The sequence below is a fragment of the [Flexibacter] sp. ATCC 35208 genome (genome assembly GCF_001975825.1).
Classification (GTDB): domain Bacteria; phylum Bacteroidota; class Bacteroidia; order Chitinophagales; family Chitinophagaceae; genus Chitinophaga.
On the sequence record NZ_MTKN01000021.1, the window covers coordinates 33141 to 58015 of the forward strand.

Annotated in this window: 21 protein-coding genes; 12 read left to right on the plus strand and 9 right to left on the minus strand. The window is 45.0% G+C overall.

Features of this window, described 5'->3' with window-relative positions:
- From BW716_RS36770 to BW716_RS15050, 7 genes are all read right to left on the minus strand, one after another.
- Positions 1–439: hypothetical protein (locus tag BW716_RS36770; RefSeq protein ID WP_179091143.1), on the minus strand; the 439-nt coding region annotated here is incomplete at its 3' end.
- A gap of 25 nt (positions 440–464) precedes the next feature.
- Positions 465–1721: a kynureninase gene (gene kynU / locus BW716_RS15025; RefSeq protein WP_083723392.1), complete on the minus strand. Its 1257-nt coding sequence runs from the start codon at positions 1719–1721 to the stop codon at positions 465–467.
- Positions 1722–2312: 591 nt separating this feature from the next.
- The gene (locus BW716_RS15030) at positions 2313–3098 is read right to left on the minus strand and encodes a TIGR00266 family protein (RefSeq protein ID WP_083723394.1); all 786 of its coding nucleotides are present in this window, start codon (positions 3096–3098) and stop codon (positions 2313–2315) included.
- A 217-nt stretch (positions 3099–3315) separates the two neighbouring features.
- The gene (locus tag BW716_RS15035) at positions 3316–6870 is read right to left on the minus strand and encodes an efflux RND transporter permease subunit (protein WP_083723396.1); all 3555 of its coding nucleotides are present in this window, start codon (positions 6868–6870) and stop codon (positions 3316–3318) included.
- Between the two features lie 18 nt (positions 6871–6888).
- Positions 6889–7995, minus strand: a complete 1107-nt coding sequence (locus BW716_RS15040) for an efflux RND transporter periplasmic adaptor subunit (protein WP_083723398.1) — start codon at positions 7993–7995, stop codon at positions 6889–6891.
- A gap of 34 nt (positions 7996–8029) precedes the next feature.
- Positions 8030–9394, minus strand: a complete 1365-nt coding sequence (locus BW716_RS15045) for a TolC family protein (protein ID WP_179091144.1) — start codon at positions 9392–9394, stop codon at positions 8030–8032.
- A 15-nt stretch (positions 9395–9409) separates the two neighbouring features.
- A complete protein-coding gene (locus BW716_RS15050) occupies positions 9410–10018 on the minus strand; it encodes a TetR/AcrR family transcriptional regulator (RefSeq protein WP_083723402.1) in 609 nt (202 codons plus the stop codon).
- Between the two features lie 161 nt (positions 10019–10179).
- Here BW716_RS15050 and BW716_RS15055 point away from each other — a divergent pair, with 161 nt between their 5' ends.
- From BW716_RS15055 to BW716_RS15085, 7 genes are all read left to right on the plus strand, one after another.
- Positions 10180–10803, plus strand: coding sequence for a DUF502 domain-containing protein (locus tag BW716_RS15055; RefSeq protein WP_083723404.1), 624 nt, complete (start codon positions 10180–10182; stop codon positions 10801–10803).
- A 2-nt stretch (positions 10804–10805) separates the two neighbouring features.
- Positions 10806–11750, plus strand: coding sequence for a zinc dependent phospholipase C family protein (locus BW716_RS15060; RefSeq protein ID WP_083723406.1), 945 nt, complete (start codon positions 10806–10808; stop codon positions 11748–11750).
- Positions 11751–11980: 230 nt separating this feature from the next.
- On the plus strand, positions 11981–13051 hold the full coding sequence (gene serC, locus BW716_RS15065; protein ID WP_083723408.1) for a 3-phosphoserine/phosphohydroxythreonine transaminase: 1071 nt from the start codon (positions 11981–11983) through the stop codon (positions 13049–13051).
- Positions 13052–13216: 165 nt separating this feature from the next.
- A complete protein-coding gene (locus tag BW716_RS15070) occupies positions 13217–14458 on the plus strand; it encodes a DUF1015 domain-containing protein (protein ID WP_083723410.1) in 1242 nt (413 codons plus the stop codon).
- A 57-nt stretch (positions 14459–14515) separates the two neighbouring features.
- On the plus strand, positions 14516–15589 hold the full coding sequence (locus BW716_RS15075; RefSeq protein ID WP_179091145.1) for a lipopolysaccharide assembly protein LapB: 1074 nt from the start codon (positions 14516–14518) through the stop codon (positions 15587–15589).
- Positions 15590–15673: 84 nt separating this feature from the next.
- The gene (gene paaN / locus BW716_RS15080) at positions 15674–17332 is read left to right on the plus strand and encodes a phenylacetic acid degradation protein PaaN (protein WP_083723414.1); all 1659 of its coding nucleotides are present in this window, start codon (positions 15674–15676) and stop codon (positions 17330–17332) included.
- 19 nt (positions 17333–17351) lie between these two features.
- Entirely contained in the window at positions 17352–18014 is a 663-nt protein-coding gene (locus tag BW716_RS15085) for a YceI family protein (protein ID WP_083723416.1), read from the plus strand.
- A gap of 119 nt (positions 18015–18133) precedes the next feature.
- Here the strand turns inward: BW716_RS15085 and BW716_RS15090 are convergent, their stop codons facing one another.
- Positions 18134–19651: a serine hydrolase gene (locus BW716_RS15090; RefSeq protein ID WP_083723418.1), complete on the minus strand. Its 1518-nt coding sequence runs from the start codon at positions 19649–19651 to the stop codon at positions 18134–18136.
- A 71-nt stretch (positions 19652–19722) separates the two neighbouring features.
- Entirely contained in the window at positions 19723–20091 is a 369-nt protein-coding gene (locus BW716_RS15095) for a helix-turn-helix domain-containing protein (protein ID WP_083723420.1), read from the minus strand.
- A gap of 216 nt (positions 20092–20307) precedes the next feature.
- On the opposite strand from BW716_RS15095, the gene BW716_RS15100 reads away from it, so the two are divergent.
- Genes BW716_RS15100 through BW716_RS15120 form a run of 5 tightly spaced genes read left to right on the plus strand, consistent with a single transcriptional unit; the run spans position 20308 to position 24844 of the window.
- Positions 20308–20643, plus strand: coding sequence for a DUF1475 family protein (locus BW716_RS15100; protein ID WP_083723422.1), 336 nt, complete (start codon positions 20308–20310; stop codon positions 20641–20643).
- Complete coding sequence (locus tag BW716_RS15105; protein WP_083723424.1) at positions 20636–21418, plus strand: DUF1295 domain-containing protein; 783 nt, start codon at positions 20636–20638, stop codon at positions 21416–21418. Before BW716_RS15100 ends, BW716_RS15105 begins: the two co-directional genes overlap by 8 nt.
- Positions 21419–21465: 47 nt before the next feature.
- Positions 21466–22500, plus strand: coding sequence for a cyclopropane-fatty-acyl-phospholipid synthase family protein (locus BW716_RS15110; RefSeq protein WP_083723426.1), 1035 nt, complete (start codon positions 21466–21468; stop codon positions 22498–22500).
- Positions 22497–23615, plus strand: a complete 1119-nt coding sequence (locus BW716_RS15115; protein ID WP_083723428.1) for an alpha/beta hydrolase — start codon at positions 22497–22499, stop codon at positions 23613–23615. Before BW716_RS15110 ends, BW716_RS15115 begins: the two co-directional genes overlap by 4 nt.
- Positions 23594–24844, plus strand: a complete 1251-nt coding sequence (locus tag BW716_RS15120) for an NAD(P)/FAD-dependent oxidoreductase (protein ID WP_083723430.1) — start codon at positions 23594–23596, stop codon at positions 24842–24844. The genes BW716_RS15115 and BW716_RS15120 overlap by 22 nt, the downstream gene beginning before the upstream one ends.
- Positions 24845–24875: the final 31 nt, after the last annotated feature.

A 24875-nucleotide genomic window follows, 5' to 3' on the forward strand; every position in this document is an offset into this window, starting at 1 on the left:
CCGCGATCGTAACCACCGCCACCGCTGCCGCCGCGATCATAACCACCGCCGCCGCCACGATTGTAGCCGCCACCACCGCCTTCGCGGTTATAGCCACCACCACCGCCTTCACGGTTGAAGTCACGGTCTCCGCCGCCACCGTAGCCACCACTGCCGCCGCGATCGTAGCCGCCGCCGCCGCCATAGCCACCGTTGTCGCGTGGACGATATCCACCGCTGCCACCATCGCGATCACCGCGATTATAGCCACCGCCGCTTTCGCCGCGGTCACGGTTAAAATTAGGTCTGTCATTGTCCTGGTTGTAACCACCAGGTTTGCCCTCCCTTTCATTGTTAAAATCGGGTTTGAAGTAACCGCCTGGTCTCTCCTTATTGGGATCTTGGTCTTTGTCTGCACCAGGAGGAGAGTAGGGCCTGCGGGGGCGTTCGTTTCTCTCAAAATTCATCGTACTTAATTAAGCGTTTTAAGCAATATTTGCTATGATTTCATAAAAATGAAATACGTCTCCATAAGAGTTATATAAGGGCGCCGGTGAAATCCGAATGACTCCGGGCTCTCGCCAGTCCACAATGATACCGGCTTCCGTCATCTTTTGTTGGATTTCTTTACCTCTGTCATGGAAAAGCAAAGATAATTGGGCGCCGCGTTCATTACAATTTTTAGGCGTAATTATTTCAAATTTTATGTTTTCTATATGTTTTAACAGGAATTCAAGATAATTGGTAAGTTGTATACTTTTATCTCTCAAAGCTGCCATACCAGCTGATTCAAACAGTTCCAGCGAGGCTTTCAATGCTACCATGTTAAATACCTGTCCTGTGCTTATTTGCCAGCCTTCTGCACGGTTTTTAGGCTCAAAGCCTTTTTCCATTTTAAAACGGATGGTTTCTTCGTTGCCCCACCAGCCGCCTAACCTTGGCTGGTTCCTGTCTCGGGCATGTCTTTCATGTATAAATGCTCCTCCAACTGCGCCGGGGCCTCCATTTAGATACTTATATGAGCACCACACGGCAAAATCTACTTCCCAGTCGTGTAACTTCACAGGTACGTTTCCTACTACGTGTGCCAGGTCGAACCCGACTACAGCCCCTACTTTGTGAGCTGCTTTCGTAATGGACTGCATATTAAACAATTGGCCGGTATAATAGTTTATTCCCCCCAACAATATAAGCGCTAAGCTACTACTTTCCTGATCAATTATCTGAAAAATATCTTCCTCGCTTATTAAAAATTCTCCTTCACGGGGCGCTACTTCTATTATTGCCGTCGCCGGATCCAGGCCATGCAGTTTCACCTGGGTCTCCACAGCGTATTGATCGCTGGGAAACGCACCTGCTTCCATTAATATCTTGAATTTTTCCTTTGTCGGTTTGTAAAATGTCATCATCATCAAGTGAAGATTGACAGTCAGTGTATTCATTACTGTCAGTTCCTCCTGGCTGGCACCTACTATTTCCACCATCGGCCGGCTGCAATATTGCTGATAATACAACCACGGATTCCTGGCTCCCCAATACCCTTCTACCGCACATTGCTGCCAGTCCTCTAGCTCCTGCATTACTGCTGGTTGTACATTCTTCGGTTGCAGACCTAACGAATTACCACAAAAATATATCGCATCCTTTCCATTCCGCTGTGGGAAATAAAACTGATTCCTATAGTTTTTCAATGTGTCTTTCCGGTCCTGCTCTTCGGCAAATGCCCATGATAGATCAAACATAATTCAATTTCCATTGTTTCCGGGCAGATTCTGCTTTTAACGAAGACTCTACTTAAAAAAATTGAGTATTCAATGGCCCTTTTGGTGTATTACAGAATCCTTAACGTGTACAATTATTTTTATGGTCCATAATGCCCGTCACTATCATGCAGGACTCAATACCGCCATGCAATAGCGCCAGTTATTCTAGTATGTATAGTTTGCTAAATTTTCCTTCTGTTAATTGCTAATGCTGCTTATTAATAATATCAGTTTGTTTAAAAATTACTGGTTAGTCAATATTCCTTTCTTTCTATATAGTATTCCGTTTGATAATCTTGTTTTCAATAAATAAATCTCATGATCATAGGCCTTCTTCCTTAGGAAGGTACCACGTTGTTTCACTGTCAATCAGTAATGACCGGTTTATCAATTTTTCCTCTGCCAGTTACAACAGTTATTTGACTCTTTGTCTGTTTAATGATGTCAATTCTATAAAAATACCTGCTAATAACGGTTATTCAATAAGGCGGTTGTTAACGATACCAGTTTTTAATACGTCTGATTATTTCCAGTTATAACAGTTTATTTCTGTTTCAGTTTAATTATTTATCAATCTCCATCCAGTATATTTCCCAATCCGCCCAGTATACTACCTTCTTCTTTTCGGCGAACTGTTCCATATGATACGATCCTGCTTGCTAATCGGCTAATAGGCAACGACTGTACCCATACCTTTCCGGGTCCTCTTAATGTAGCGAAAAATAAACCCTCGCCACCAAATACCATATTCTTTATTCCACGTACAAATTCAACGTCAAAATCTACTCCTGAAGTATATGCAACCAGACATCCTGTATCTATTTTTAATACCTGTCCGGGCAGTAATTCTTTCTCTAATACCAACCCCCCTGCGTGCACAAAAGCCATACCATCACCTTCCAGCTTTTCCATGATGAAACCCTCACCTCCAAAGATCCCAGTTCCCAGCTTACGCTGCCACTCTATTCCGATACTTACCCCCTTCGCCGCACATAGGAACGCATCCTTCTGACAAATCACCTTGCCACCCATCAGGGACAAATCCATGGGGATTATCTTACCCGGGTAAGGTGCCGCAAAACTTACACGTTTCTTTCCATTCCCCATATTCGTAAATGCAGTCATAAAAAGACTCTCCCCGGTCAGCATACGCTTACCGGCAGACATCAATTTTCCTAAAATACCTTGATTAGACTGTGAACCGTCACCAAACATGGTTTGCATCTGTATCTCCTGGTCCATCATCATGAAACTACCACTCTCGGCCACGGCAGTCTCCTGTGGATCGAGTTCTATTTCGACAATCTGTATTTCTTCACCATAGATACGGTAATCTATTTCATGGTTGCGTCGCATAGCGTTGTTGTTACCCGGATTAACAAAAATGGCGCTTAAGGTCCAAAAATAATGATTTGCTACTGTAGTTATTTGTTAAAGTTTGTTAAGATACATAAAAAAGTGGGAATATGGCTGAGTTTAATACAAAAAAACCGTCCCGGACGAAACGGGACGGTATGCTGTTAAACCTACAACTGTTACACTGTAATTGTGTACACTTACTTAAAATTATCTATTACAAGCTCTTCACTTCCTTCACTGCTACCCCATTTCCATGTGGTGCCTCCTCTTCCTCTTTACCATTGAAAAACTTATACGGCTTGTCTGATACATAATCCGGCGCATGCAGTTTTCGCACCGTCTCCTTCTTCATAAACAGCTTCACAATCACTACGAAGAATGGAATATACTTCAATCCCCTCGGCCATCCTTTATAATCCAGCACGTCTATCGACCGCTTATTCATCGCATACATCACCGGTACAAGGACCAGGGTCAGGAATGTAGCAAAGACTAACCCATACACCATGGTCCACGCCAATGGCCCCCAGAACGCCACATTGTCTCCACCAAAGAAGATATGTGGCTGGAAATGAGAGAACAAGGTTTCGAAGTCGATATTGAATCCCACTGCCAGCGGAATCAAACCAAGGATCGCAGCTATTGCCGTAAGTAATACCGGCGTCATACGGGTTCTGCCCGCTTCAACCACCGCTTCATACACTGGCATATTTTGTTGCACCAACAGATCTGTAAACTCTACCAGTACGATACCATTACGCACTACGATACCCGCCAGCGCCATGATACCTACCCCCGTCATTACGATCGAGATATCCATTCCAAAAACGGAGAAACCAAGGAATACCCCTATGATACTAAAAAGAATTTCCATAAAGATGATCAGCGGACGACCAACGGAATTAAACTGCGTTACCATGATCATCAGGATCAATCCAAATGCACCAACCATCGCAACCATCAGGAAGTTCATTGTCTCTGCCTGATCTTCCTGCTCACCCGTCATCTTTACCTGGATACCAGCAGGCTTTGCAAAATCACTCACGGCTGTTTGTATTTGCTGTACTACTTCGTTCGCATTATAACCGTTGAGTACATTTGAATACAATGTCACCACGCGCTTCTGATCTATACGCCTGATACTTGCATAAGTATTGGAGTAATGAACATTTGCCACTGCACTCAGCGGCACCTGTCTGATCATACCTCCCATATTCATATCTCTGTATACTAAGTTCAGGTTCATGAGTGTGTTGATATTGTTACGCTGGGTTTCCTGGAACCGGACCATGATCGGATAATCGTCTTCCGGATCTCTGAACTTAGAGGCTTCATATCCATACAAAGCAGTGCGCAATGCCATACCAATAGTTGTGGTAGAAATACCTTCCCTGTTTGCACGCTCACGATCTATATCCACCACAATTTCAGGTTTGTTGCTCTGAAAGTCTGAACGCAATTCCTCTACACCACCGATCTCCAGTGAATCAAGATAACGTTTCAGTTTAGTGGCTGTAGATGTCAGTTCTTCAAATTCATCACCCGTTATTTCAATATTGATGGGCTTACCTGTTGGCGGTCCGCCCTGCTCCTGCTCTACTGTTATATCTGTACCCGGTATACCTTTTACCGCCTGCCTGATCTTATCAAGATATTGTTTGGTATCATGACCATCACGTTTTCCAAACTCCACAAATGCAACGGTCACTTTACCTTTATGAGGCTGCGTACTCATATCCGTCTGCGATGGATCACCCGCCCCCACTGCTACGTTGGAGATAATAGATTCTACTATCGGATTATTCGCACCCACTACTTTTGTGATCCTTTCCTCTACAATGTGTGTGATACTATCAGTGTACTTCTGATCTGTACCCATTGGCAACTCTATATATGCATAGATGAAGTTAGGATCTGCCTGCGGGAAGAATACTACTTTCGGATTCCTGATGGCCGTGAGCATAATGCTGAATATTAGCAAACCAAATGTGCCGATCAATATCCATATAGGTCTCCATCCAACAAGGCACCATTGTAATATACGCTTGTAACGCTCCTGTACCTTTGGCCAGAAGTTGCTCTGGAAGCGGCGTGCCACACCTCCTAAATAAAATTTTTCCAGCAGTATCAGCAGGAATAAAAAGATGACAAAGTTGCCCAGTCCCACACTACCATTTGCATATCCTATCAGCGCTATTACACCAAACACGATCGCCATGTAAGTGAACTTTCTATTCCATGCCGGCTTTGGATGGTTTTCTCCTTCATGCCTGTCCATAAAATCCACGGCAAACACAGGATTGATAATATAAGCTACTACCAGCGATGCACCGAGTGTCGTAATCAACGTCAATGGCAGAAAGAACATAAACTTACCGATGATACCCGGCCAGAACAGCAAGGGCACGAATGGCGCCAACACCGTCAGTGTACCCGAAAACACCGGTAGAAACACCTCCCCTGCCGCTATCTTAGCCGCCTTCACAATGCCGAGGTCCTTGCGTTCATAGAAAATACGATGCACGTTTTCTATCACCACGATCGCATCGTCTACCACAATCCCCAATGCCAGCAGGAACGAGAACAGCACCATCATATTTAATGTAAAATGATAGGCTGGCAGTATCAGGAAGGCGATGAACATTGAAATCGGTACAGACATGGCCACGAAGATCGCATTCACCGCTCCCATGAAGAACATGAGAATCAGCGTCACCAGCAGGAAGCCGATGATGATGGTATTGATCAGGTCATGTAGTGTAACACGCGTAGCGTTTGACTGATCGCCCGTGACCACTACATTCAATCCTTTAGGGAGATAATCTTTTTTCATGTCCCCGATGATCACCCTGATCTTGTCAGAAGCATCGATCAGGTTCTTGCCGCTCTGCTTGATCACGTTCAGCGTGATCACATTCTTACCGCCCAGACGCGCATAGCTTTCCTGCTCCTCAAATCCATCTACTACATCGGCAATATCACGCAGGTATACGGTTGAGCCAGATGCACTGCGGATTACGATATTGCGCAATTTAGTGGGATCTTTATATTCACCCTTTACACTCAGTGTACGCTTTTGTCCATCCATGGACACCTGACCACCAGAGATGGTTCTGTTTTCAGCAGCCACCGCATTAGCAATATCATCGAAGCTCACCTGCGCTGCATCCATCTTGTATTTATCTACATTGATCTGGATTTCACGATCAAGTGCACCGACGATATCTACACGGGTGATCTCGTTCAGCGCTTCGATCCTATCCTGCATTTCATCTGCATACTTCTTCAGTGATTGCAGATCGAAATCACCAGACAGGTTGATGTTCATAATAGGGATCTGCGATACATCGATCTTGATGATCTGCGGTTCCTGTGTAAGATTATTCGGCAGGTCTTTCTTCGCATCGTCTACTTTTTCTCTCACTTCCTGACGTGCCGATTCCATGTTCTCACCAGCTTCGAACTCAATGGTGATAGCAGAATAATCCTGCATACTTGTACTCTTGATAGATTTGACACCAGACAAACCACCCAGCTGCTTTTCAATGGGCTTGGTCACCAGTGTTTCCATATCTTCAGGAGATGTACCACTATTGATAGTACTGATATAGAACTGCGGAAACACAACCTCCGGATATTGCTCCTTCGGCAGGTTTTGATAGGATAGTATACCTGCTATGGCTATGATAATAGTAGCGACATACACGCTCACTTTATTATCAATGGCCCAGCTGGTAGGCTTAAATTCTTTGTTCAGATTATCTTGCATACAACAGTATTTTTAAGATCATAACTGGATCAGGTCATTGTCATTCAATCCCTGATAACCTGTTGTTACTACATTATCTCCTGCCTGTAATCCGCCTTTGATTTCAGCTTTGTCATTGTAGGTGCGCCCTACTTCCACTTCCCTTCTTTTTGCAATCAATCCATCTTTGGATTTCTCAGCGACGATTACATAGGATCTACCCAATGCATACTGGATGATATTAACAGGTATCACCAGTGCATGAGGTGTAGCATAGTCTATGATCTTGATCTGTGCAATCATGTTTGGTCTCAATGCAGGATCGCTGGTTAGCGGTACTTCTACTTTGATAGTACGGCTTACAGGATCGATAGTTCTGGCTGCAAATCCGATTTTAGTACGGATCTGTTTGTCTATATCCGGGAATCTTACTACTACCTGATCACCTGTTTTTACCACGCCGGCGTAGGCTTCTGCAACATTGGCCAGCACACGTAAGTTCACATTGTTCACCACTCTGAATGAAGTGGAACCCGGTGCTGCATTGTCGCCCAGTTTAGAAACCACCGCATCGATAGAACCATTGATAGGTGATATGATCTTAGCCTGAGAGAGTTGATCATTCAGGGTAGCCATTTTCCGTTCCAGTGATTCTTTCTGGTTTTTGGCATTGAGATATTGTACTTCAGAGCCAATCTGCTGTTTCCAGAGGTTCTGTTGTTTTTCGTAGAGTGTAGTGGCCAGTTCCAGCTGGGTGCGGAGTTCCGCCACATTGGCTCTCAGGATCTGATCGTCGACCTGTGCCAGTGTCTGACCTTTGGATACGTTCTGTCCTTCTTTTACATAAATGGCGGTGATCACACCCGGTACTTTGGAACTGACGTTCACATTTTCACGTGCATCTACAGCGCCCTGTATATCTATATAGTGTTCGAATAGGGAATCTTTTACAGCAGTGACGATCACTGACTTCATCTTTTTGTCGGCAGTATCCGTTTTATTCACTTGTTTTTCCAGCTTTGCAATCTCCTTTTTCAGGTCCGCTTCCTGTTGTTTCAGCTTTTTGAGTTTTTCTTCAGCTGTAGGTTGACCGCATGCCATGAAGACGAGCAGGAACAGTAATGCGGAGTGATGTTTGTAAGACATATAGAATGAATTAGAATGAGAAATAATGCAGCCACTACAACTTGCCATACGCTTTCAGGTAGTCGATCCTGGACACACTGGCGTTGTATAGTGCTGTGAAATAATTGTTCTGGGCAGTGAGCAGGTCATTCTCCGCATTACTCATTTCCACGCTGGAACCAACTCCTTCCTTGTATTTGATCTGTGTAGTATTGTATACTTCCTGTGCCAGTTGCATATTGCTTTCCTGGGCTTCGAGCGCCACGATGTTGTTGCGCAGGTTGGAAGTAGATTGTGTTTGTTCCAGATCGATACCTAGTTTTGCATCCTCTATGCTCACTTCTGTTTTCTTTACCTGCAGGAAAGCCTGGTCTACCTTTCGTTTGCGCTGGAATCCGGTGAAGATATTGAAGCTCAGGTTCACCCCATAGCCTACATAGCCGTACCACGTTTGATTATCAAAGTAGTTGAACACATCGCTCGCGCGGCTCACACCACCTGTACCAAAGAGAGAGAGTATTGGCAGGGCATTGTATTTATAGCGCTTGAGATCGTATTCGTATGCTTTCTTTTGTGATTCCAGTAACTGGTATTCTATACGCTGGGAGTAGTCGAACTTTTCTACGGCTACTGCTGATTTTATTTCTGCCAGAGAGAGCGTGTCGGTGAGTGTCAGCTCCTGCTTCATGGGCATGCCCATAGAGTATTTGAGGGCTGCCAATCCTACTTCGGAGAGGTTCTGTAATTTGATTTCTTCCGTGCGGAGGTTGGTTAACTGTACGACGAGCCTGTCTACATCCAGTTTTTCTACGAGACCGTTCTTGTAGGTTTCTCTTGTTTCTCCAAGCAGTTTTTCAAGTGTGGTGAGGTTGCCCCTGAGTATGGTCAGGGCTTTACGTGCGGAAAGCACGTTGTAATAAGATTTGTAAACATTCACTTTGACATCGATCTCTGCTTTCTGTACGCCTCTGTGGGAAAGTTCTTCCAGTGTTTTGCGGGCCTGTAGGGCGACGAGTACACTAGGATCGAAGAGTACCTGGCTGAATTTCACTTCGCCGAGCACATTGAATTTAAGGCCAAAGGCGAAGGGCACGAGGGTACCTTTGGGCACAGTGTCAGAGAAGTTGGAAGCATCGATCAGTTGTTTCTGGACGATTGGATTGTGCTGGAAGGAACCTGCGCCGCTCAATTGTGGCAGGGCCATTCCGCTGACTTCTTTGTTTTTTGCCAGCTGGATCAGTTCATCCAGTTTAGCGTTTCGCACGGTGGCCTGGTTAGCCAGGGCATAGTCAACCGCTTCTTTCGCAGTGAGCGACATCGGCGCTAACGGCGTATTGGTGGGAGACTGGGCCATTCCCGTGTGAAAGATCAGTAGCAGCAAGGTTCCTATCCATCCTGTCCGCTTTTTGTTCGCTTGCATAAAGGTCATTTGGTTTTACGATAGTTGTTGTTTGTAGGCTTCAATCCTTTCAAATCCCTCACTGGAAACAAGTCCATAGAGAAAATGTTCCAATAAAATGCGTTGTACTTTACTCATTTCATACAACCCGGGTGCGAATACATCTGGTTGAAAACAGAGCATGGCTGTAGCCAGGCGATATTGGGTGAGTACATCCACATCCAGGTCGGAGCGATAGAGTCCTTCCCGGATGCCTCTCTGCAGGTTTTCGCGGATGGTGCTTTGCAGGCTGGTATCTCTGTAAGAGAGGAAGGCCTGGTAGGCGGTGGAGTGATATCTTTGCAGGTCGAGGAGCACAAGTGGCTTCATGTTTCTGAACTGTTTGTCCAGCATTTCCATGACGAGGAAGAGCTCATCGATGGCATTGACGGCCTGGGTTTGATTTGCTTTGCAGTCGGCGTCTACCGCGTGGAGGTAACGCATAATCGCATGGGTGACCAATTCGTCTTTGTCGGCGAAATGGGCATAGAGGGTCTTTTTGGAGACACCCATTTTATGGGCAATGTCGTCCATGGTAATGGATCTGGTGCCACATTGGCTGAACAGATTGAAGGCAGTATCCAGAATACGTGATTGTATTTCCATTGGATAGTGTATTTGGAGCCAGAATTAGGTTATCCTAAAACTATGGAAACTTTTTAGACTTTGAAAGTTTCCAGAATGATTTTATTTAATGTAGATAAGTTGAAGTTAAAAAACACATTGCCTCATTATATAGTACCTTTGCCCAGTTATTATAACAAATTATGTCTCCAAAAACCCGTCTTAAAGTTTTGGCTTCGAAGATATTAAGGTATTTCTTCCAGGGTCTGCTGATCCTGGCACCTATCGGTGTGACCGCCTTTACTTTGTATTACCTGTTTGTAACCATCGACAACATCTTCCCGAAGGACCTTATCTCTCAGGAGGCTCCTTTTAGCTACCTCCGGTTCAAGGGGGTGGGCTTTGCGTTGGTATTACTCCTGGTTGTGACAGTAGGTTACCTGAGTTCTTCTTTTATTCTGGGAAGGATCTTTGCCCTATTTGACGGCATCCTGGAAAAGACACCTTTCATCAAATATATTTACTCATCTGTCAAAGACGTTTTCGACGCCTTTGTAGGGGAAAAGAAGAAGTTCGATCACCCTGTACTTGTCCAGATCTATGGTGTGGACGTATGGGAAATGGGCTTCATCACCCAGCCGGACGTAACCATCCTGGGCCTGGAAGGCTACATGGCGGTATACGTGCCACATGCTTACGCCATCACGGGTAAAGTATTCATGGTGCCTGCTGAAAAGGTAAAACCCCTTACGAATATTTCTGCAGGGGAAGCGATGAAGTTTGCCGTGAGTGGTGGGGTGACCTCCCTGGAACACCACCATAAATAATCATGTTTTTTAAAAGATTGTTTTCCATTGTTGTTTGCATCCTCCTCCCATTCAAAACTGTGGGCTGGGGATTTTTTGCCCATCAGCGGATCAATGAGCTGGCGGTATTCTCTCTGCCACCCGCTATGCTCGCACTCTACAAGCCGCAGCAGGCCTACCTGAAAGCGCATGCTACAGATGCTGATAAAAGAAGATATATCGTAGCTGCCGAAGGCCCCCGTCATTACATAGACATCGATCACTATGGCTCACCACCTTACGATTGGATACCCCGTAGCTGGCCGGCAGCCCTGCTACAGTTTGGGGAAGATAGCCTGCTACAATATGGAATTGTACCCTGGTACATTCCGCTCATGATGGCGCGCCTATCCAAAGCCTTCCAGGAAAAAGATCCTGACAAAATACTCCGGTTCAGCGCTGACCTGGGCCATTATGTGGCAGATGCACATGTGCCCCTGCATGCCTGTTCTAATCACAACGGACAGTTCACCGGGCAGGAAGGTATTCATGGTTTATGGGAATCCCGCATTCCCGAACTGCTGGCGGATGGCAGTTTCAACTACTGGTGTGGAAAGGCCGTTTATATCAGGGATGTTCCAACTTTTATATGGCAGGTAGTGAGTAGTAGTGCCGGCGCAGCAGACACCGTATTAAAACAGGAGAAAGCCCTGAGTCAACGTACGCCGCCAGACACAAAATATGCTTATGAAAACAGGAAAGGAAAACTGGTACGTACTTACGCTACTTCCTATACGAAAGCGTATCAGCAATTGCTGGGCGATATGGTAGAACGGCGTATGCGGGCAGCCATTCATGCAGTAGCCAGTTGCTGGTATACTGCCTGGGTCGATGCTGGCCAGCCACCACTTAATAATATTAACAAAAAACTGAAAGAGAATACGCCCCTGCCAGACACAGGCAAAATGATCGGTCGTGTGGAGGAATAGCTGGCACAAGCTTTGTGCAAAAGAGAAAACTGAGTACCCAAGGGCTTTTCAATTAATTTCGATTTTAAAAAAATATAAATTATCTTTGTTACTACTATCTTTTTAGCCTTATCCTACACAACATCAGCATCTGATTTGAAATGCCATTATCTATTTTTTAATCCATTCCTCTGACAAAACCAAGAAGCAAAGTGGAACAAGCTAACAATTTATTTAATTTAGATCGACCTATGAAGGTGCACAATTTTAACGCGGGACCTTCCGTATTACCAAATGAGGTTCTGTATAAGGCTAGTAAGGCTTTGATTGACTTTGAGGGGTCAGGAATGTCCATATTGGAAATAGGGCACAGGACTCCACTGTTTCAGGCTGTAATTGATGAGGCACGTAATCTCGTACGCGAACTGATGCAACTGGAAGATGATTTCGAAGTACTCTACCTTCATGGTGGTGCTACGCAGCAATTCCTGCAGGTTCCGATGAACTTACTTGAAAATGATGGAACGGCATCTTACATAGATACCGGTGTATGGAGCAATAAGGCGATTAAAGAAGCAAAGCAGTTTGGTTTCGTAGACGTAGCTGGTAGTTCAAAAGAAAGTAACTACAATTACATCCCCAAACAATTTAATGTTTCCGCCAAATCAACTTACCTGCATATCACAACCAACAATACCATCTATGGTACACAATGGCAGAACATTCCAACCGTAGATGTACCCCTGATTGGTGATATGAGCAGTGATATCCTGAGCAGACAAATGGACTTCAACAAGTTCTCGCTCATCTATGCCGGTGTACAGAAAAACATGGGCGCTGCTGGCGTTACTATGGTAGCTGTACGCAAAAGTATTCTTGGCAAGGTAACCCGCAAGATTCCAACAATATTGGATTATCGTAATCACATTGAGAATGGATCAATGTTGAATACCCCTCCCGTATTTTCAATTTACATTTCCATGCTCACGCTACGCTGGTTGAGAGACCAGGGCGGTGCTGCAGGAATTGAAAAATTAAATGAGAAGAAAGCAGCGTTCCTGTATGATGAAATCGATCACAACCCGTTATTCCGTGGTACTGTGGCGAAGGAAGACCGTAGCCGCATGAACGTTTGCTTTATCATGGATAAACCTGAACTGGAAGATGAGTTCCTGAAATTTACAAAGAAGGAAGACATTGTAGGTATCAAGGGGCATCGCAGTGTAGGTGGTTTCCGTGCTTCTCTTTACAATGCATTGCCATATGAAAGTGTGGAAGTACTGGTAGAGGCAATGAAATATTTTAGCCTGAAGAAAGCATAATCTTACTTACTATAAAAGCAAAAAGCTCCCACCGCAGGTGGGAGCTTTTTGCTTTTGGGCCAACCCCTGCGGCAGTCATTTTTAATGCAAACACCATTGTGGCCTTGTATTTGCTCATCTGCCTATTTGCAGTTACATTTACCTGACTAACAATTACCTTTCAATATGGCAATCATCAGACCGTTCAAAGGATTAAGACCCACACCGGCACTGGCTGAGAAAGTTGCAGCCAGACCATACGATGTTTTAAGCGCTCCAGAAGCTAAATTAGAAGCAGCCGGCAACCCCTACTCTTTTTACCACGTTTCAAAATCAGAAATCGACCTGCCAGATGGTACCGACGTGTATAGCCAGTCTGTATACGATAAAGCCGCAGAAAATTTGCAACGATTTATCAAAGATGGGACCCTCTTCCAGGACGACGCCCCCGCCTATTACATCTACCGCCTGATCATGAATGGCCGCAGCCAGACAGGTCTTGTTTGTATTTCGTCCATCTCCGATTACAATAGCGGGATTATCAAAAAGCACGAATTCACCCGTCCTGACAAAGAGAAGGACAGGATCAACAATATCAAAACTACCAACGCACAAACAGGCAATGTATTCCTTGCCTACAATGATGTTCCTGCCATCAATTCTCTCATTGATCAATGGACAGCGCATCATGCTCCTGCGTACGACTTCACAGCTGCCGACGGCATTCAGCACACCATCTGGGTGGTGGATGACAAAGCCACCAACGACGAGATCACTGCGCTCTTCGAAACCAAAGTACCATATACATATATCGCAGATGGGCATCATCGTGCCGCATCCGCCTCCCTGGTACAAAAGGAATTGGAAGAACAACAACGCATTGGCCTCGATGATCCGGCCAATTATTTCCTGACCACCATCTTCCCCGCCAGCCAGCTGGTGATCCTTGATTACAACAGAGTGGTCAAAGACCTGAATGGCCTGAGCAAAGAAGATCTGCTCTCCAAACTGGAATACGACTTTGTAATAGAACCCATCGGTCACCTGCCACAAGCCCCTTCTATGCTCCATGAATTCAGTATGTACCTGGATGGCAGCTGGTATCGCCTGGTGGCACAGGATGGCACCTTTAGCTATGATCCCATTGGAATATTGGATGTCACCATCCTCTCCAACAACGTGCTGGATAAACTGCTCGGTATCAAAGACCAACGCACTGACAAACGTATCGACTTCGTAGGCGGTATCCGGGGATTACAGGAACTGGTGAAACGCGTAGATAGCGGAGAATACAAAGTCGCTTTTGCATTGTACCCGGTCACCATTCAACAATTATTTGACATTGCAGATAGTGGTAATGTGATGCCTCCTAAAAGTACCTGGTTCGAACCCAAATTAAGAGACGGACTCGTATCCCATGTGCTATAAGCAGGTTTGGCATATTTTTTACCTATTTTTACATCAAACGAAAGATCAAGGATGTACATGAGGGCTTCTTTATTGAAAATAGCTATATGTATTGGCTTCTTTTGCGCGACCGTACCGGTTTTCGCACAGGATGCCAACGAATTATTTAACACCGCCACCGGCTTTCTCCGCAGCGGAGATTATTCCAATGCCATATTGGTACTGAACCAGGCCATTACCATGGATCCTGACAATACCCAATATAAGAAGCAGCTGGGATTTGCCTATTTCCTTCAGGGCAATATGAGCAAAGCCAAAAGCACTATCGAACCACTACTGAGTAAAAAGGACGCTGATCCACAACTCTACCAGATAGCCGGTAATATTTACCAGGCAAACCAGGAATGGAAAACAGCCCAGAAATTGTACGAAAAAGGCCTGAAGCGCTTCCCTGAAAGCGGCGAGCTGTATAATGACAACGGACAACTGCTGATGTTCCTGAAAGTGTATGAAGGTGGGATGGCCAACTGGCTGAAAGGGATTGAAAAAGATCCTACTTTCCCTGGCAACTACTACAATGCCTGCAGGGCGTATTCTTACGTAAAAGATCCTTCCTGGATCATCATTTACGGTGAGATCTTCGTCAACCTGGAGAGCTATACAGACCGTACCGCAGAGGTACGTACCATGCTGATAGATGCGTATAAAAAATTATACAACGATCCAACGCTCATGACCCAGGCCCTCGAGGATATGGAAAATGAGCGGAAGAGCAAAAAGCGCTCAGCCTCCGAATTTGCTGACAGCTATAAAGCCTCCATGGGCAAACAGACATCAGTAGTAATGACAGGTATTGACCCTGAGAGCCTGGTGATGGTAAGGACCCGTTTCCTGCTGGACTGGTTCAACTTCTCAGGTGTAAAGTTCCCCTACGCATTATTTGACTACCAGCGCAGCCTGCTGAAAGAAGGTTTATTCGACGCTTACACCCAGTGGATCTTTGGCCCAGTAAGCAACCAATCTGCTTTCAAAGCCTGGACAAATATGCATAAAGCTGAATACGACGCGTTTTTACAATACCAGCGCAGCCATCCCCTGAAGGTGAGAGCTGATGAGTACTATAACGATAACCGTTTCTCATTGGCAAGATAATGACTGAAGGATGGTAAAGAGATCAACCGGGGCTTGTGCCGACGCAAGCCCCGGCATGAAAAGCTAATTATTCAAATTCCACATATGCTTACCATCAAACACCAAAACACGATTGACAAAGCCGTGAAGGCTAATCACGAGCGCGCATTCTACTCGCAATACCCTGAGCACCCCAAAGCTTATGGCGAGCAAGCCCCCGAAGAAGGCCAGAATAGGTACAAAGCACAACTCAACACCCCTTTTTCACAACTTTTACAAACCGGTGAATCCGGGTGGGCCGGTGAGGAAGTATCTCCATACACCATGGAACCACTTGGCATTACCTATCCCCTCTTCACTGCGGACGATCTTGTAGAAAAAGCTGTTGCCGCGGCTCCCCAATGGCGCAATACAACTGTGGACATCCGGGCTGATATCCTGGTAGAAACCCTGGAGCGTATACAGACGTATTTTTTTGACATCGCCTACGCTACCCAGCATACCACCGGGCAGAGCTTTATGATGAGCTTTCAGGCATCCGGACCACATGCAAATGACCGCGCACTGGAAGCAATTGCCATGGGCTACCATGAACTGAACCGCTACCCTGCCGAACAGTTGTGGGAAAAACCTATGGGTAAATTCGCCCTCCAACTCAAAAAGAATTTCAGGGCTATGCCCAAAGGGCCGGGGCTTGTAATCGGTTGCTCTACATTCCCGGTATGGAATTCGCTACCTGGAATATATGCAGACCTGGTAACAGGCAACCCTGTGATCGTGAAACCTCACCCCAGGGCCATTCTGCCTATCGCGATTGCGGTAAGTGCTATCCAACAGGTGTTGCAGGAGAAAGGCTTTAGCCCTAACCTGTGCCAGCTGGCCACCGATACCACCGCAGCGCCGATCACCAAAACTTTGTGCGAACATCCCGGTATTAAATTGATTGATTATACAGGGGGCAGCCAGTTTGGAAATTATGTAGAATCCCTGTCTGGTAAAACTGTTTTTACTGAAAAAGCGGGCGTCAACTCTGTGATCCTGGATAGCGTAGCTGATATAGATGCGGTGATGCAGAATCTGGCATTCTCCGTATCCCTGTACTCCGGACAGATGTGTACCGCGCCACAGAACTTCTTTATACCTGCGGGAGGCGTACAAACCCCTAACGGCACACTTTCTTTTGACGAAGTAGTAGAAAAATTCAAAAATGCGGTAACCGCCCTTGTCAGCAATCCTAAAATGGGTGCCGGTACACTGGGTGCACTCCAGAACGATACGACCCTGCAGCGGGCACACAACGCCGGTAAACTGGGTGCGAAGGTGGTACTGGAAGGCCAGCCACTGGTAAATGAGGAGTTTGCACACGCCAGAGGCTTTACGCCAGCCATCCTGCAGGTGGCAAGCACCGACAAACACATTTTTGAACAGGAATTATTTGGCCCGGTTTTGTTATTGGTAAAAACAAAAGATACGGACGAGTCTATTCAACTGGCCCGTCAGATGGCAGAACAACATGGGGCAATTACCTGTGCAGCATATGCTATAAACCCGGACACAAAGGAAAAGATCACGGAAGCGATGAACAGCGTATTCACCCCGGTTTCTTTCAATTTAACCGGCTTTATCTGGGTGAACCAACACGCAGCTTTCTCTGATTTTCATGTGACCGGAGGCAACCCTGCCGGAAATGCAAGCTTTACAAACCCGGAATTTATTCTCAGACGATTTGTCTGGGTGGGCAACCGGGAAATAGCTGGCAGCTGAGATGAGAATAATGTAGTTTATGAAATATATAGTTCCAATCATTTTGCTGACGTTCATGGCAGCCTGTGAGCAGGCGCCAAAGGCCGACAAAGCAACGATACAAGATGCCCAGTCCGTAAAGGAAGGAGAAGGGAGGTCATATCATGTAGATACTACAGTAAGTGTGGTGCAATTTATCGGTACAAAGCCTACGGGTAAGCATACCGGCATTTTCAGACTGCTGGAAAGCAAATTGTACGTACAGGATACACTGGTTACCGGTGGTAGTATTAAAATCAATATGAGTACACTGGAAGATAAAGATCTGGCACCTACTGATTCCATGCTGCAACATAAGCTGGAAGCAGAGCTGAAAGGACCTATGTTCTTTGATATTGAGAAATACCCGGTGGCAACTTTTGAGATTACAGGTGTGAGCAATTTTAAACCTTCTGTAGGGAATGAGGTATTGATGAAAGATGCGAACTATACTGTGCAGGGAAATCTGACAATCAAGGATTCAACAAAGAACATTTCATTTCCCGCTTTTATTACAAGAGAAAAAGGTGTGATCAGGGCGGAAGCGAATTTTAATATTGACAGAACACTGTGGGGCATGACATATAGAGCAGATAAGTCCATGCAGGATAAGTTGATTAATTCGCAGGTGAATATCCAGTTTAAACTCGTCGCGAAACAATAGAAAAGAGCGTGTATCAACAAAAGATACACGCTCCTTTAATTTGGATACCTGATGGATCCAGGTTTCCATTTATGCAGCTCTAAGAAGTTTCATTTATTTTTAATTCATCCTATTTTAATTTATTTACGTTTTGCAAACACCGCCGGGGTATCATCATCCAGTCTCATGTTCAGACTATTGATGTCTCCATTATCATCCATGAGGAAATGGATTGTAGTCATACTACCTGCTGTGGGATCAGTAGTACTGTTTGCATCGAATATATCATACCCACGATGTTTTAAATACACCGTTTCCACAGGGAACCGCGCAAACAGTGAATCATTTTGCTGAAATACTTCAAAATTACCATACAGGTTATTGCCATAGGTGCCAGTCAACTCCGCGAGTGGACGGATAATGGTAGTACCTTTTATAATAACGGTATCCTCCTTTTTATCGGCTACAGGTTTCTTTGTATGTATTGCCTTATCAGCCTCTCCGTTCCAGTCTATTTTACTTAGTTTCAGCACCCTGTCTGCAAGGATATTATGCACGATATCAGGTACTTTAGAACCCGACTGATTGCTCAATACAATGATACTTATACTATCTGTAGGGAATATACAGGTAAGGGCAGAAAAGCCATCTATATTCCCCCCATGCTCCGCCTGATAGTGGCCTCTGTAAGAGCGTAAAAACCACCCCAGCCCATAGCCGTTGAAGTGCAGGTCAGGATGTAATTTGTCTGGCTGATCGTACCAGATAGCCATCTGCAAACCTGTAGCTTCGCGCACATAGGGTTCAGGCAGCACGGCTTTCCCTTTGTATTTCCCACCATTGATCCACATACTTGCCCAGTGCGCCATATCCAGCACACTGCTGTTGATACTGCCTGCCGGGGCGATTACATCGATATTGTGGTAATTCAGTTTTTTGATAATGCTATCCTGGGCTACGCTATATGGCAAGGCTACGTTCTCCTGCTTCACCATTTCTGTGACGGAGCAATCGGAATGCGACATTTCCAGTGGCTCAAAAAAGTAGTGCCGGATATTGTCTTCCCAACTTTTACCGGTCAGCTTCTCTGCCACTTTGCCCTGTGCCAGGTACATAAAGTTATTGTACTCCCACCGGGAGCGCAAAGGTGTGTGTGGTTGAAAATAACGTATACGCCACAAGAGAGAGTCCCTGCTTGTGGGTGGAAAGACGAACCAGGAATAGTCGTAGCGTTGCACGCCGGTACGATGCGTCATCATATCTCTGAGAGTCACCTGCTCATTCAGTTCAGGTGTGGCAAACTCCAGCTCTGGCAGGAAACGGCGAACCGGCTGTTCAAAGTCCACTTTCCCCTCTCCCCTGAGTATGCCCAACAATCCTGCTGTAAAGGCTTTCGTGTTGGAGCCTATGGCAAACAGCGTATTCGGGGTTACGGGCAACTTATGCTCATAATCCCGGTAACCAAAGCCTTTGGCATACACAATTTTATCCTTCTCTACTACGGCTACAGCGAAACCGGCTACATGCCAGGTATGAAGGATACTATTAAATTCTTTGTCTAATCCGGCAAACCGGGGATCTTCTTTAGTAGGGGTTTGGGCATGTGCCTGAGAGAAAACCAGTGCAGACATGCAAAACCATTGGGTCAGTTTCTTCATGGTGTGGGTAGTATCCAGGTAAGATACTCAAAATATAGAGTTTTTCACAACGTGAAATGCTCAAGGCAATACTATACTGCGACAGCTTTCTCGTCGTAGATAATACTGGAAAATTCACACAATTTTTCCAGTAAGCCACAAAGTTCTACTCCATTTTCCGTGAGTGAGTAAACAACTTTAGGCGGCATGCCGGGAAACTGCTGACGGGTGATCAGCCCTGTCTTTTCCAGCGTTTTTAGCCGGTCTGACAGGATATGATCTGTAATGTAGGTCAGCTCTTCCCTGATTCCTGAAAATCTATTATTGCCTGCTTCTATACAGAATAAGATATCTGTCGTCCAGCGACGGCTCATAGAAAACAACAACTCATTCAACGGACACTTGCTCTCCAGGAACGATTGATTCTGATAATTAGACGAATTAGTCTTTCTTTCTGCCATAGTGCTCTAAAATTCAAAGTTTACGATCGGGTTCGTCCTTGTAAAAAGTGACAGGTATAGAAAAGATACTGCTATTATGGAAATTAGGCAAACTAAATTATCGTTAATTGATGAGTGGCAGCAGCCTGAACCAGACTATTCCCTGTAGTGTGAAACCAAAGGTATTTATTCTTACGTATGTTATCATACCGTCATTAGCAAATCTGTCGGCAGCACATGATCACTTTTTTAAAACTACTATTCAGCGCATTATTGATCTGGATGTGTTATGTGGTGATCACGACCAGTATAGCAAGCAACCTGTTCAAAGAATGGGATTTCTTAGGCGGTATACCCTGGATGCGCGCCACGCTCTGGGATTTTTATACCAATGTGCTGGTCATTTTTGTATGGATCTGTTACAAGGAAAAAACGATCTTCAGCAAAGGAACCTGGCTTGTATTATTAGTTACACTGGGTAGCATTGCCAGTTGTATATATATGCTTGTGCAGCTTTTCCGTCTCTCGCCTGGAGAAGGCCTTAAAGAATTATTCGGGAAACAACATGGATAACCTTACTATCGTCTTACTGCTTATCATGGTATGTGCAATGATCATGGCCATGGTATGGGGATGGGCGCGTGCTATCAATAATGCCAGCGTAGTAGATATATTCTGGTCTTACAACTTTCCGGTCATCGGCATATTATTGCTATTACTGGCAGATGGTTATACCCTGCGTAAGTATATGATCTGCGGCATGGTGATCATTGCCGGCATCAGACTCGGCACACATTTACTGATCAGGATCTCTCATCATTTAGCTATCGAAGATGGCCGCTATCAGCAACTGCGAAAGGAATGGGCGCCACATGCCGACAGGAAATTCTTCTGGTTCTTCCAGTTTCAGGGATTGTCAAATGTATTGTTGTCCATACCATTTATCATCTGTGCCCTGAATAAAGAAAGCGCATTAGGCATTGCAGAATATACGGGTATCATACTCTGGTTCATGAGCGTAGCAGGCGAAGCTATTGCAGACAGGCAATTACATACATTCAAAATTAAAAATAAAGGATTAGTATGCAATACAGGACTATGGCGATATTCAAGACATCCTAATTACTTTTTCGAATGGATGATGTGGGTATCTTACAGCATCTTTGCACTTGGTTCTCCTTATGGATATCTCGGCGTGATCAGTCCCCTGATCATACTGTACCTGCTACTGAAAGTGACAGGCATTCCAGCTACAGAAGAGCAATCATTGCGTTCCAAAGGAGAAGCCTATAAAGCCTATCAGCGCAGCACCAGCGCCTTCATTCCCTGGTTCCCTGCCAGACAATAAAATTCCGTTCTTACATATTGTGTTTATCATTTTCAATCATATTCAACATGTGGTACGATACCCTCATTGAAAAAAATTCTGTTCCTGATATATTGTTGCGCAAAGGCATCAGAAAACTGCTGAAGCAAAGACTGGACGATGAGAACAAAGGTGATGCAGAAGCACAACAGGCACACCTCATGTCGCTGATCGATCAGCTAAAAGCGTCTCCTATTGCCGTCAATACTGCTGAAGCCAATACACAACACTATGAAGTACCCACTCCATTTTATCAATATTGCTTAGGTAAACACCTGAAATATTCCTGCGGATACTGGCAGCCAGGTGTGCAGGAGCTGGATACAGCAGAAAGAGATATGCTGGAACTAACCTGTCAGAGAGCGGAACTGACCAATGATATGAACGTACTGGAACTTGGTTGCGGATGGGGATCACTGTCTCTCTTTATGTCCGCAAAATTTCCCGGGAGCCGGTTTACGGTGGTATCTAACTCACGTACGCAAAAAGAATACATCGATGCACAAGCCGCGGCGCGCGGCATCACCAGCCTCACGGTGATTACAGCAGACATGAATGTATTTCATACAGATCAGCAGTTCGACAGAGTCGTATCTGTAGAGATGTTTGAACATATGCGCAACTATGAAAAATTGCTGAAAAAGGTAGCTTTATTTTTAAAAGCAGACGGAAAGCTGTTCATTCATATCTTTACACACAAAGAGTATACTTACCTGTTTGAAGTGAAAGATGAAAGCGATTGGATGAGCCAATATTTCTTTACGGGGGGAATAATGCCGGGCGATGACCTCATGTTCTACTTTAACGAACATCTATCTGTCAGTAAACACTGGCATGTAACAGGTACACATTACGGCAAGACAGCAGAAGCATGGTTGCGCAATATGGATGATCATAAAGCGGAAATAATGCCACTGTTCGAAACTACCTACGGAAAGGATCAGGCACTGAAATGGTGGGTATACTGGCGCCTGTTCTATATGGCCTGCGCTGAACTATGGAATTATAACAACGGGAATGAATGGATAGTCAGTCATTACCTGTTTCGAAAAAACACTGTATGATCCGTCTTATTTTAATTATCCTTTTACTGCTGACATCTTTACTCACAGTTATCAAAGCACCAACTTACAACCTGTGGAAGCTCGCTATTGCAGCAGCTGAATTCGCGTGGGTTTTTATTGCTATTACGATAGTGGTTTTATTGAGTGGTTTCCTGGCGCAACGCTACACTACAACTGGAACAGTATTAGGCTTGATTGCCATCGTACTTTTTCTATCGCCGCTCTTTAGAGCATATGATGTAGCCAGTCACCTGCCAAAAGCAATGGACAAGGCCCTTGGCGATCAATCGGACGCCACGCCTTTGAACCTGTCTGTCATATTCTCCGGTTACAAAGAAGCGCCTGTTGCTTATAAAAGTCTGCCTTATTGTGGCAATCTGCATCTGGACTTCTACCCTGCTATACATCCGGGCAATCATCCTTGTATAATAATGGTGCATGGCGGATCATGGAGCAGTGGGAATAGCCAGGATCTGCCTGAACTGAATATATATCTGGCGAATCATGGCTATCATGTAGCTGCTATCAATTACAGACTCGCACCGCAAAACATCTGCCCTGCACCGGTAGAAGATGTGTATCAGGCCATGGAATACCTGCGCGCACATGCGGAAGAATTAGGAATTGATACGAACAATTTCGTACTGGTGGGACGTTCTGCAGGTGCACAGATTGCACTACTGGCAGCCTACAAACAGCATGTGCAGGGTTTAAAAGGTGTAGTAGATTTCTATGGTCCTGCTGATATGGTATGGGGATATTCACTACCTGCAAGTCCGTTGGTGATGGATTCCAGAAAGGTCATGGAAAACTACCTGGGTGGCACTTACAGCGCTGTTCCGAATAATTATGCAGCCAGTTCCCCCGTTGAATTCGTGAATAAAAGCACAGTGCCTACGTTAATCATTCATGGTGAACATGATGTACTCGTAGCGTATGAACATAGCATCAGACTGGAAAAGAAACTACAGGACAACGGTATTAAACATTTCTTTCTCTCACTGCCATGGGCCACACACGGGTTTGATTACAACCTGAAAGGCCCGGGCGGACAATTATCCACCTACTCGGTATTAAGATTTTTACAAAATATATGTTACGAACAGCAATCATAGGCACCGGCATAGCCGGCATGGGATGCGGACATTTTCTACACCCTACTGACGACATCACGTTTTATGAACAACTCGATTATGTAGGTGGTCATACAAACACTGTGACTGTAGATGAAGATGGAAAACCGGTGTACATTGATACCGGGTTTATGGTTTTTAATTACCAGACGTATCCCAACCTTTGTAAACTGTTTGAACAGATTAAAGCACCTGTGAAAAAGACTGACATGTCTTTCAGTGTGCAACACGTTCCCTCTGGCCTTGAATATAGCGGTTCCAGTATCAATCATCTCTTTGCACAGCGCAAAAACATTTTCAATCCTCCATACATCAGGATGCTCATGCAGATTGGCCGCTTCAATAAAGAGAGCGTACGTATTCTGGATGATCCTAAATATGCGAATCATACTATCGGCCAATTTATACGCGAAGGTGGTTATGGTGAAGACATGTTGTGGAAATACCTCGTACCCATGAGCTCCGCTGTGTGGTCTACCCCTATGCAGCAGATGCTGGACTTCCCTGCGGTGACACTCATCCGTTTCTTTTACAACCATGGTTTTCTCGGCCTGCATACACAACACCAGTGGTATACACTGGACAAAGGGAGTCAGTCATACAGAGAGATCTTAATTGCGCCTTTCAGAAACCGCATTCACACCAACAGAAAAGCAGTAAAAGTAACACGCACGCCTGACGGAAAAGCTACCGTGCATACTGCAGATGGCACAGCAAAGGAGTACGACAGAGTGATACTGGCCTGCCATGGCGACCAGGCACTGGCATTGCTGGACACACCAACTAATAAAGAACAGCAACTACTTTCTGCTTTCAAATATCAATACAACAAAGCAGTATTACATACAGATGAGAAGACCATGCCACTTAAAAAGCTGGCGTGGAGCAGCTGGAACTATCGTATAGACAACGAGCAACCCAGCACCATTTACTGGATGAATAAGCTACAAGGCGTATCCGACAAGAAAAACTATTTCGTATCTATCAATCCCCATGCACAGCTGGATGCCAGTAAGATCATCAAAGAGATAGACTACGAGCATCCGCTATTTGATCTGGCTGCTATTGAAGCCCAGTCTGCTTTACCCCAATTGAATGCCGATGGTCCTGTTTACTATTGTGGTAGTTACTTTAAATATGGATTCCACGAAGATGCATTTACCAGCGCGGTGAATCTCTGTTCTCATTTGTTAAAGAGACGCGTCATTTAATCCATATAACGATTTATTCCGTAGATATTTT